Origin of the sequence: Trinickia sp., from assembly GCF_036503415.1 — a bacterium.
In the GTDB taxonomy this organism is placed as follows: domain Bacteria; phylum Pseudomonadota; class Gammaproteobacteria; order Burkholderiales; family Burkholderiaceae; genus Trinickia.
On the sequence record NZ_DASXWY010000046.1, the window covers coordinates 1 to 10,453 of the forward strand.

Here is a 10,453-nt window from a genome sequence, read left to right on the forward strand (position 1 = left end):
AAGAACGCTTAGCTTGGTAGGCCGCCCAGCGACCCGGACGGAACTTGTTAGCACTCACGTGCAGCGAGTGCTAATTATATGGACGGGTTGCCCCGATTTCAAGAAGGGTCGGACGAGGAAGTGAGAATCGTTGATGTAAACCGTCGGGAAAACCGGCGCTCGCCCGCGCTGGGCGCTTTGTGGGCCGTGCTCTTCGGCTGAAAGACCAAATCCGGTCGGCCGGGTTAACCACCGCGCTGCTTGCCCGCAACACCGGTAGACAGACCGAGCCGCCGGTTGCTGCTCGCTCGAGGAGCATGTCAAGATTGCCGGCTTGATCGACTATGAGCATCCGGCGATGCCAATCAACTGCACTTTTTTGCTGAACGGTCAGCCTCTTACGTCGCTCTCGTGTTCCGGGGTTGGCACTTTCGCGGCCTTCTCCGGTATGCCGGCCGACCGAAATAATCCTGCCGCCGAAGGCAACGCCGAGTCCGGGCCGCTTCCACGGGGCCGGTACTACATCCTTGACCGTCAATCTGGCGGGCACCTAGGGTGGCTTTACGACTTCCTTCGGACTTACGGCTACGGCACCGACCGCAATGAATGGTTCGCGCTGTACAGGAACGACGGTGCAATCGACGATGTGACCTACGTCAACGGCGTACGACGAGGTGCGTTTCGATTGCATCCCATTGGGCCGCAGCGTCGCAGCGAAGGATGCATCGCGCTCGTCAACCCGGCACAATTCCAACAGCTCAGCGCGTACCTGAGAAGCGGCGGACCAACGCTTACGGTTCCCGGGACGAGTGCAAAGGCTTACGGCACGCTGGAGGTTCGTTGATGAAGCTTGTCCGCTACGGCGCCAATATGTTGGCAACCGTTGTCATCGGCTTCGCGCTGTCCCGGTTCATCGCCAGCCTACCCTATGAATTCCCACCGTTGCCGGCGTTGATTGCGCTAGTCATGCGCAAATTTGGGATCGATACGGTCACCAACGCAGATGACATAGAGACGGTCGGATTGCTCGTAATTATCGTGCTGTCTCTCGTTGCCGCTGCGCTGATAGTCTGGCTGCTGAATCTGGCGTTTCACCGCTGGCGGGTTGCGCGCCGCTCGTGACGACCCGCGCCTTCATCGGCGCGGTCCGCCCTTGAAGCGGGTCCTCCGATTGCTGCTCTATACGAACACGGCGGCTTGTCCCGCCGAGGAGCCGATGATGAGTGCGATCGATCGAGAGCTCGGGCACGCCTTTGCGGTTGCCACGGTTGCATGGGCCTGCCTGGCCGGAGTCAGCCCGGCCCAAGCACAAAGCCAAAGCACGCCGAGCAATGCCAGCGCGTCCATGGTCCAGCCCCCACAGCCCCCCGCAAGCGGAGTGAACGCTCACAACCCCGACAACATGCCGGTCAAGCGCCCCACCAAGCCAACGAACGACCCGATCGCGCGGCGACCACCAGCAAGCGCCGCACATGCGAAATAGCGGCCCGCATTTCGTCGTCGCGCCGGTAGGCAGATCTCGTCACAAGACGGCGGAGCGTAGCGCACCAGCCCCGGCGACGGGGCCGGACCCAGCCTGATATGACGTGGGCCGCGAGCATCCATTGGGGAATGTCGCGAGCCGGGCAAATGGCGGGCGGCGCGCAACACGCCGCCCGATTGCAGCTTCGACCGACGTCAGTCCGAATGCTTCTCGGCCGAGTTCGTGATGGCGTGCCCCCCCTTCGAGAGGTCTTCTCCCGCCCCCGCAACGGTATGGCAGGCTGTCAGCGCCGCCGTTGCGGCAAGTACCAGAAGCGCGATGAGTCGTTTCATGGAAATCCTCCCTTTGCGAGCCGAGTCGCCCGACGTTTGAGTAACGGGTCTTCAGCAATCGTCGTGCCGATCCCCGGCCTCCTAGTGCGGCACCTCGTCCTCCGTCTAGTTATCAGACATAAGATGACGTACATTACCGTCATCAATAACAGTGAGGAGAATGGATATGCCGAGACGTTTTTCAATGCGCGTGGCGCTAGCCGGCCTGATGGCATGCGCACTCGCCGGCACCGCGCATGCAAGCAGCACTTATGTCTACGTCTCGAACGCCGACAGCCAGGACATCTCGGCATTCAAACTCGATGAACGAGAGGGCGCGCTCACATCGATCCAGACGCTCGCGGTCGGCGGCACGGCCATGCCGATGGCACGTTCGCCGAACCGGCCGTACCTTTATGTCGGACTGCGCTCGAAGCCGTACAGCGTGGCGACGCTGTTCATGAATCCGCTCGACGGCACGCTCACGCGGATCGGAACCGCGGCGTTGCCCGAGAGCATGGCTTACATTTCCACCGACGCCACGGGCCGCTTCCTCTTCGGCGCATCGTACGGCGGCAACCTGCTGTCGATGAGCCGCATCGATGCGAAGGGCATGCCTGAAGATGCGCTTCAAACCGTCCCCACGGGACCGATGGCCCACGCCATTCGTACCTCGCCCGACAATCGGTACGCTTTCGCTTCGGTGCTGGGCTCGGACGCCTGGCTGAAGCTCGCGCTCGACGGCGACGCCGGCACGCTCACGCTCGACCCGAAGCCGGCCTTCTCGCTGCCGCACGGCTCGGGGCCGCGCCACTTCGTGTTCTCCGGTGATGGACGCTTCGTGTATCTGATCGACGAACTCGACGGCAAACTCCATGTGCTGGCCTTCGACAAGAAGGCCGATACGGCACGGCCCGTTCAGACGATCTCGATCCTCCCGACCGGGTTCGCCGGAAAACCGTGGGGCGCGGACGTCCACCTGACGCCCGACGGCAAGTTCCTCTACGTATCCGAGCGCACATCGAGCACGCTCGGGGGCTACCGCGTCGATCGCCGCTCGGGCAAGCTGCAACGTATCGGAACATGGCCGACTGAAAAACAGCCGCGCGGTTTCGGCATCGACGCATCCGGTCAATATCTGTTCGCGGTTGGACAACTCTCGAATCATTTGACCGAGTATCGTATCGATCGCAAAACCGGCGCACTGACGGCCAACGGCGGTGCACAGACGGGAAAGAACCCGAACTGGGTCGAAGTGGTCACGTTCGAGTAACGCAGACGGCATCGGCAAAGCCGGCACGGGCCGCCCATGGCGCGCCGGTGCCGGTCCATGCGCTCTACTCGCCCACCGAATGTCCGTCATCTGACGACCGGCGGGCGTGACTAGCTATAATGAATAGGCATTCGCACTCATAAAATGCTGTCCCCACGAGGTACATCGATGTCCGCGCCGCCCACCACTGCCGTCCCACAAAGACGGGCTCGAAACCTGGCGGAATTCGTCGTCAGCCGCTTGACTGAGCAAATCGAGGCAAGCGTCCTCAAGCCCGGTGACAAGCTTCCGACGGAATCCCAGCTCATGGAAACGATGAGCGTCAGCCGCACCGTCATCCGCGAGGCCATTTCCCGTTTGCAGGCCGCAAAAGTGATCGAGACGCGCCATGGCATCGGCAGCTTCGTGCTCGAGCCGAGCAAACAATCGATTGGCCTCGAAGTGGTCCCGGGTACGACGTTACGCGACGTGCTGGCAATTCTCGAGTTGCGCATCAGCCTGGAGACGGAATGCGCGGGGCTCGCCGCGCAACGGGCGAAGTCGGCCGACATCGCGCGCATTCGCACCGCACTCGATACGATCGCGGCCAAGCGCGCGAATGCCTCGGACAGTGTGGAAGCGGATCTCGACTTTCATGTCGCGGTGGCGCAGGCCACCGGCAATCGCTACTTCGTCGATATTCTCGTGCAGCTCGGCACGGCATTGATTCCGCGCGAGCGCGTCGACTCCGCCAGCATCGCGCGCGAAGACCCGAGCGCCTATCTCTCGCTCGTGAACCGCGAGCACGAAAGCATCTTCGACGCGATTGCGCGGCGCGATGCCGAAAGCGCGCGCGCGGCCATGCGCATGCATCTTTCGAACAGCCGCGAGCGCTTGCGCCGCGCGAATCAGCACGCGGCGACGCAATTCGACTGAACGCGCTGTATCAGGCGGCAGCGAGCCTGAAGGCGGCGACGGCGGAAGCCGTGGCTTGCGCCTGCTGCTCGAGCGCGCCGGCCGCGGCCGCCGATTCCTCGACGAGCGCAGCGTTTTGCTGGGTGACTTGATCCATCTGGCTGACGGCGTCGCCGATCTGGGCGATGCCGATGCTTTGCTCGGCCGTGGCCGCGGTGATTTCGGCCATGATGCCCGCGACCTCGCTCACGGCCGTCACGATCTCGTTCATCGTCTGCCCGGCCTCGACCACGAGCGTGTTGCCGTTTTTGACGTCCGCGACCGACGTGCCGATGAGCGTCTTGATCTCATGGGCCGCGGCGGCGCTGCGCTGCGCGAGCGCGCGCACTTCGGACGCGACCACCGCAAAGCCGCGCCCGGCCTCCCCAGCCCGGGCCGATTCGACGGCCGCATTGAGTGCGAGGATGTTCGTCTGAAACGCGATGCTGTCGATCATGCCGGTGATATCGGCAATCTTTTGCGAGCTTTCGGACACCGCGTTCATCGTCTGCACCGCGCGCGCGACGACATCGCCTCCGCGCGTCGCGACCTGCGCGGCACTCGACGCGAGACTGCTCGCCTGCTGCGCGCTATCGGCATTGCGCTTGACGGTCGAAGTGAGCTGCTCCATGTTCGCCGCGGTCTCCTGCAGCGACGCGGACTGCTGTTCCGTCCGGCTCGAAAGATCGAGATTGCCGGCGGCGATCTCCCGCGCGGCAGTGTGAATCGCATCGCAATTCGTGCGTACGTCCGAAACGGTCCGCCATAACCCGAGCCGCATGCGCCGCATGGCGCCGAACAACTGGCCGACTTCACTCTTGCCGGCCTCGGGTACCTCGACGGTCAGATCGTTCGCGGCAATCCGGTCGAGCATATCGACCGCCTGCCGCAGCGGCCCGAGCACGATGCGGCGAAGCGCGAAATGCGTGGCGATGATGAGGGCGAGCGCGAACGATACGCCGACGATCACCATGCCGAGCACCCACTTGAACTCCGCCTCGCCGCGCTCGGCCGAGGCATCGGCCAGCGTGCGCGCAAGCTGCTGAAACTTCTCCACAGCCGCCGAATAGGCGATACCGGCGTTCCGGATGTCCCCGTCGTTGATCGTCACGTAGGCCCCAGTGTCGTCATTTTGCAACGCCACGAATGCCGCTTTCAGGTGGGTTGCGAGCTGATCGGACGCATTGAGCAACTGTTGTTTTAACGCGTCATCCTGCCCGTCGAACCGGTCCGCACGGCGAAACGCCTCCGTTTCCTCGGCGGCGCGGTCGATCGTGGTCTGGGCGCTCTTGAGCGCCGAGTCGCGCGTGGCCTTGTCGTTGTTCTCTTTGAGCGCGGCGTAGGCGCGCGTGAGCGCCGAGCGGGTGCGCGTGGTGTCTTTGTAGCCGTCGTTGGCGAGAATGACCTGACGCGCGACCTGGCGCTGGAAGCGGGCGTTGCCGTTGGAGCGATCGAGTGCCACCACGCCCACTACTCCACCCACGATGATCATGACCGCGAAGACGATCAATACCGCGAGCAGGCTGTGTCGCACTGTCCAGTTGCGCATCTTGTGTCCCCCGTATTACGTCGATCCCCTATTTATCGGTCCTGTCAGGGTTTTCTTGAATGACTTAAATCAAGCCCGGGCGTTGGATAGTCGACGGAAATACGCGGCGGCGCACATCATACGTTGTCTTACAAGCAGGAGCTAGCGGGTTAATACGTAGTAGTTTCCCTAGTATGCCCGCCCCGGGGTCGCCCCGACAATTTTACTGGCAGTTACAGTCATACGATGACATATAAGTACCGGTGCCAGCGGCGCCGGTATCGATAAGAAGTCCCTCTCAGCACCCGGAGATCTGATGAAGAAGAAAGTACTCGCCACGATGGTGGCCGCAGCCGCGACGAGCCTCGTTGCTGGCGCTGCGCAAGCGCAAAGCAGCGTTACGCTCTACGGTATCGTGGATAACGGCTTCGCCTATGTGAACAACGTCGCTCCTTCGACGGGCGCGACGTCGGGCGGTAAGTCGCTGGTCAAGATGAACAACGGCGTGTGGGCGGGCAACCGCTTCGGCCTGAAGGGCAGCGAAGACCTCGGCGGCGGTACGAAGGCCATCTTCACGTTGGAGCAAGGCTTCAACATCATGAACGGCACGCAAAGCACGGCCGGTCTCGAATTCCACCGTCAAGCCTGGGTTGGCCTGACGAACGACGCCTTCGGTACGGTCACGATGGGCCGTCAGTACACGCCGTACTACACGCTGCTCTCGCCGTGGAGCCCGACGACGTGGCTGACCGGCGCATTCGGCGCGCATCCGGGCGATATCGACTCGCTCGATACGAACTACCGGACCAACAACCAGGTCATCTACACGTCGCCGAACCTCTACGGCTTCACGTTCAGCGGCGGCTACGCGTTCGGCGGCACGCCGGGCAGCGTCGCAGCGAACTCGGTGTGGAGCGTGGCTGCGCAATACAAGAACGGCCCGTTCGGTATCGGCGTCGGCTATCAGAACATCAAGAACGCCAACGGTGCTACGTGGACGTCGGCGGCGAGCAACAACGGTGCTGAAGAAGCCGTGTCGGCCATCAACAATGGCTACAAGACGGCTGTCGCTCAGCGCCGCCTCGGCGTGACGGCCGGCTATCAGTTCACGCCGGCGTGGGACGTGTCCGCGTCGTACACGAACGTGGTCTACGTGCCGGGCGCCGGTTCGACGTTCACGAACGAAGCCGTGTTCAACACGTTTGGCGCTGTGCTGCACTGGAAGGCGACGGCTGCTCTGGACCTCGCTGCAGGCTACAGCTACACGGCCGCATCGGAAGCCAACGGCATCACGAGCGCTGCCAAGTACCACCAGTTCAACCTGTCGCAGTACTACGCACTGTCGAAGCGCACGGGCTTCTACGTGATCGAAGCGTACCAGCACGCCACGGGCAAGACGCGTAACGGCGCAGCGATCATCAACGCAACGGCACAAATCGGCGACGGCATCAGCGCGTCGGCGAGCCAAAACCAAGTTGCGATCGGCGCAGGCATCATCCACCGCTTCTAAGCAACAACGACTGCGCGGCATCGGTTATCGATGCCGCGCTGCTCAAACTTCGGTGCGAGCACTTGAACGCCAGAGTCTCACGACTCTGGCGTTTTTCTTTGTAAACAGCGCCGCCTCGCGTACTGCGCGCGATCAGAAGAACCCAAGCGGCTTGGCGTCGTAACTCACGAGCAGACACTTCGTTTGCTGGTAGTTCGACAGCGCGATCTTGTGGGTCTCGCGTCCGATGCCCGACTGCTTATAGCCGCCGAACGCCGCATGTGCCGGGTACAGGTGATAGCAATTGGTCCATACGCGACCCGCTTCGATCTCGCGGCCCATCCGGTACGCGCGCGTGCCGTCGCGCGTCCAGACCCCCGCACCGAGTCCGAAATACGTATCGTTGGCGAGTTCGATCGCTTCAGCTTCGTCCTTGAACGTCATCACCGACGCGACCGGCCCGAAGATCTCCTCCTGGAATACGCGCATCTTGTTGTTACCGAGCAGCATCGTCGGCATCACGTAGTAGCCGCTCGACAGGCCTTCGGCAGGACTCCTTCGCTCGCCGCCCGTCAGACATTGCGCGCCTTCCCCGCGGCCGATGTCGATATACGACAGGATCTTGTCGAGCTGCTGCTGCGAAGCCTGCGCGCCGATCATCGTCGACGGATCCAGCGGATGGCCGGCCTTGATCGCCTGCACCCGGGTGATCGCCTTTTCGATGAAGCGCTCGTAGATCGATTCCTGGATCATCACGCGTGACGGGCAGGTACAGACTTCGCCCTGGTTCAGCGCGAACATCGCGAGGCCTTCGAGCGCCTTGTCGAGGAACGCATCGTCGCGATCGAGCACGTCGGCGAAGAAAATGTTCGGGCTCTTGCCGCCGAGCTCGACCGTGGTCGGAATCAACGTCTCCGCTGCCGCACGCATGATGTGCTTGCCCGTCGGCGTGGAGCCCGTGAAGGCCAGCTTCGAAATGCGGTTGCTCGTGGCCAGCGCTTCGCCCGCCTCGCGGCCGAAGCCGTTCACGATGTTGACGACGCCGGCCGGGAACAGATCGCCGATGATCTGCATCAGCACGAGGATCGAAGCCGGCGTCTGCTCCGCCGGTTTCAGCACGACGCAGTTGCCCGCCGCGAGCGCGGGGGCGAGCTTCCATGCCGCCATCAGCAACGGGAAGTTCCAGGGAATGATCTGGCCGACGACGCCCATCGGCTCATGGAAGTGGTACGCGACGGTGTTGTCGTCGATCTCCGAAATGCCACCCTCCTGCGCGCGAATGCAGCCGGCGAAGTAGCGCAGATGATCGACCGCGAGCGGCAGGTCGGCGGCCATCGTCTCGCGCAGCGGCTTGCCGTTGTCGATCGTTTCGGCCACGGCCAACAGCTTCAGATTCCTCTCCATCCGATCGGCTGCCGCGAGCAGCAGGTTGGCACGATCGGTCGTCGAAGTCTTGCCCCAGGCGCGACGCGCCTTGTGAGCCGCATCGAGCGCGAGCTCGACGTCCGCTGCGCCGGAACGGGGAATGCGACAGAACGGCTTGCCGTTGATCGGCGAAACGTTTTCGAAGTACTCTCCTGCAACGGGCGGGACCCACTTGCCGCCGATGTAGTTCTCGTACTGCTGAAGGTACGGATACTCGATGTCGAGTCCCAGCTTCTTGAGGTCCAACATGTCCATCGCGTGTCTCCTTGAATCCAAAATTGTGTTGGGTTGTGTGCCATCCGGCGGCGAGCTCAACGAGGCAACATGTATGCCCACGTATCGCAAGGCCGCCTGGACATCGATACAGACCTGCATCGACCGGCGCCGACTGCAACAGTGTTCCAAGCTGCATCGACGACCGTTCCAATTTGGAACAACCGAAACAAGTGGAACAACCGGAACGGTCGAACGAACCGATCGCCGCGCGTGCGATCGATCATTGCCCGGGCCCCGCATTGAGCGGCGTCACCGACGCGCGCGCGACATCGGCCGTGAGCTTCTCGGTTTTCGGTCGATACCCGTTCGAATAGAGCAGGAACGCCATGATGTCGGCGTAGTCCTGCGGCTTGAGCTTGCCCGGGCGGTCTGCCGGCATATTCGTGGACATGTAGCCAAAGATGCCTCCGATCGTGAGGTGGGAATTGCTGGCCGGGGCGAACGCGGGACCGGTCAACGCCGGCGCCGTCACCCCTTGCAAGCTCGCGCCGTGACACTTGGCGCACGCGCTCGCGTAAAGACGCTTGCCGTGTTCGATCTGCGCATGGTCGAACGAAGGTGTTTCGCCGGGGGATACCGCCGCCACGCGCACAAAAGCGCCTCCCGTCGATGGATCGTAGGTAGCGGCGCGCACTGCCCCGAAGGCATACCGCGCGGCACCATCGCGATAGGCAAGCTCCGCCCTATGCACCGGCCGATCAGCCGCCGCCTCGGCCAATGCCGGGAGATCCCAGTCGCGCGTGAGCGCGGCGAGCCGGCCATCCGCTTGCATCGCCGCCAACGCCTTGTCGATGCGTTCATGCAGCCCGGCTCGCTTCGCATCGAATGCGAAGACCAATTGCCACTGCGCGTAGACCGAGCGCGTCGCGCCGAGCTCGAAGCGTTGCTCGGGGTGCGAGCGTCGATAGGCCACCACAGCGGGGTACCAGACGATCGCGCGCTGAGCGCGGCCGCCCGCGACCGCCGCGACGGTCAGCTCCGGCGTGTTTTCGAGGTCGAGCCGCGCACCGCTGAACTGCTGCACGGCGATCAGCTGCGCGGGGCTCGCATAGGTCGCGGCCACCACATTGGCCGGGCGAGGCGTCGACGACGATGCGGCCATGCTCAGATCGACATAGTCCGCCCGCAAATAGCCGCGCGAGAATTGCAACTCGGGGCTCGCGGCGTTGGCAGTCGGCGAGCGCGGAAAGCCCGCAATCACGTCGCAGCGGCTCGCGAGCGCGCGGCGCAGTTCCTTGAGCGAGACGCCGTCGTCGTCGCTCGAGCCGAGCGCATCGCTGACGATGGACGCATCGATTCGCGCGCGCTTGAATGCTTCGCGCGCGACGGCACGATCGAGACTGGCCGAGGGGCTGCCGGGGAATGTACAGACGCGCACGGCCGCGGGGACCGGCGCGGAGGCGAGGAAAGCGCCGGCAGCGAAGACGCTTGCGGCTGCGAGAGGCAAAGAGGAGATTTTCATGGCGATGCTACCGATGAATGCGTGAGGCGGTGCCGCGAGTCATGCGCCGAATACAGTGCAGACTCGCGACAGATAAAGACTGCGATGCCGAGGACCGGTCAGCTGCGGCCGAGCGCGAAGACGTAGAGCGTGCCGCCGCGCGGGACCTTCTCGGCGATCTTCGCCATCGGGCCGCCCCAGATCGGATTCGCGCCGCCGTAGCCGGCCAGCACGGCGACATACTCCTTGCCGTCGACTTCGAAGATCGACGGCTGCGCGATGATGCCGCTCGCGAGTTTCGGGCTTTGCCAAAGC

General features: G+C 63.4%; 9 protein-coding genes and 1 pseudogene. 5 read left to right on the forward strand and 5 right to left on the reverse strand.

What is annotated here, in order from left to right:
* The first annotated feature begins 337 nt into the window (after positions 1-337).
* The gene (locus tag VGL01_RS06860) at positions 338-823 is read left to right on the forward strand and encodes a DUF2778 domain-containing protein (protein ID WP_331568115.1); all 486 of its coding nucleotides are present in this window, start codon (positions 338-340) and stop codon (positions 821-823) included.
* Positions 823-1,101, forward strand: coding sequence for a hypothetical protein (locus VGL01_RS06865; protein ID WP_331568108.1), 279 nt, complete (start codon positions 823-825; stop codon positions 1,099-1,101). Before VGL01_RS06860 ends, VGL01_RS06865 begins: the two co-directional genes overlap by 1 nt.
* Before the next feature lie 555 nt (positions 1,102-1,656).
* Here VGL01_RS06865 and VGL01_RS06870 read toward each other — a convergent pair.
* Positions 1,657-1,794 carry an entericidin A/B family lipoprotein gene (locus VGL01_RS06870; protein WP_331568109.1) on the reverse strand — a complete coding sequence of 46 codons (138 nt, stop codon included), beginning with the start codon at positions 1,792-1,794 and terminating at the stop codon, positions 1,657-1,659.
* Positions 1,795-1,960: 166 nt separating this feature from the next.
* Between VGL01_RS06870 and VGL01_RS06875 the strand changes: the two genes are divergently transcribed.
* The gene (locus VGL01_RS06875; protein ID WP_414720188.1) at positions 1,961-3,046 is read left to right on the forward strand and encodes a lactonase family protein; all 1,086 of its coding nucleotides are present in this window, start codon (positions 1,961-1,963) and stop codon (positions 3,044-3,046) included.
* 168 nt (positions 3,047-3,214) lie between these two features.
* Positions 3,215-3,961, forward strand: coding sequence for a FadR/GntR family transcriptional regulator (locus VGL01_RS06880; protein ID WP_331568110.1), 747 nt, complete (start codon positions 3,215-3,217; stop codon positions 3,959-3,961).
* Between the two features lie 10 nt (positions 3,962-3,971).
* Here the strand turns inward: VGL01_RS06880 and VGL01_RS06885 are convergent, their stop codons facing one another.
* On the reverse strand, positions 3,972-5,528 hold the full coding sequence (locus VGL01_RS06885) for a methyl-accepting chemotaxis protein (RefSeq protein WP_331568111.1): 1,557 nt from the start codon (positions 5,526-5,528) through the stop codon (positions 3,972-3,974).
* A 295-nt stretch (positions 5,529-5,823) separates the two neighbouring features.
* On the opposite strand from VGL01_RS06885, the gene VGL01_RS06890 reads away from it, so the two are divergent.
* The gene (locus VGL01_RS06890; RefSeq protein WP_331568112.1) at positions 5,824-7,017 is read left to right on the forward strand and encodes a porin; all 1,194 of its coding nucleotides are present in this window, start codon (positions 5,824-5,826) and stop codon (positions 7,015-7,017) included.
* 132 nt (positions 7,018-7,149) lie between these two features.
* On the opposite strand, the gene VGL01_RS06895 is transcribed toward VGL01_RS06890, so the two are convergent.
* The 3 genes and pseudogenes from VGL01_RS06895 to VGL01_RS06905 form a co-directional block, all read right to left on the reverse strand.
* Positions 7,150-8,676: an aldehyde dehydrogenase family protein gene (locus tag VGL01_RS06895; protein ID WP_331568113.1), complete on the reverse strand. Its 1,527-nt coding sequence runs from the start codon at positions 8,674-8,676 to the stop codon at positions 7,150-7,152.
* 241 nt (positions 8,677-8,917) lie between these two features.
* Positions 8,918-10,159, reverse strand: a complete 1,242-nt coding sequence (locus tag VGL01_RS06900; protein ID WP_331568114.1) for a c-type cytochrome — start codon at positions 10,157-10,159, stop codon at positions 8,918-8,920.
* Between the two features lie 98 nt (positions 10,160-10,257).
* Positions 10,258-10,453: pseudogene (locus VGL01_RS06905) on the reverse strand (PQQ-dependent dehydrogenase, methanol/ethanol family); the annotation flags it as partial.

Coding starts and splice junctions, on each gene's coding strand:
- VGL01_RS06865 (WP_331568108.1), top strand. CDS start 823: ATGAAGCTTGTCCGCTACGGCGCCAATATGTTGGCAACCGTTGTCATC.
- VGL01_RS06895 (WP_331568113.1), bottom strand. CDS start 8,676: ATGGACATGTTGGACCTCAAGAAGCTGGGACTCGACATCGAGTATCCG.
- VGL01_RS06875 (WP_414720188.1), top strand. CDS start 1,961: ATGCCGAGACGTTTTTCAATGCGCGTGGCGCTAGCCGGCCTGATGGCA.
- VGL01_RS06900 (WP_331568114.1), bottom strand. CDS start 10,159: ATGAAAATCTCCTCTTTGCCTCTCGCAGCCGCAAGCGTCTTCGCTGCC.
- VGL01_RS06870 (WP_331568109.1), bottom strand. CDS start 1,794: ATGAAACGACTCATCGCGCTTCTGGTACTTGCCGCAACGGCGGCGCTG.
- VGL01_RS06860 (WP_331568115.1), top strand. CDS start 338: ATGCCAATCAACTGCACTTTTTTGCTGAACGGTCAGCCTCTTACGTCG.
- VGL01_RS06880 (WP_331568110.1), top strand. CDS start 3,215: ATGTCCGCGCCGCCCACCACTGCCGTCCCACAAAGACGGGCTCGAAAC.
- VGL01_RS06885 (WP_331568111.1), bottom strand. CDS start 5,528: ATGCGCAACTGGACAGTGCGACACAGCCTGCTCGCGGTATTGATCGTC.
- VGL01_RS06890 (WP_331568112.1), top strand. CDS start 5,824: ATGAAGAAGAAAGTACTCGCCACGATGGTGGCCGCAGCCGCGACGAGC.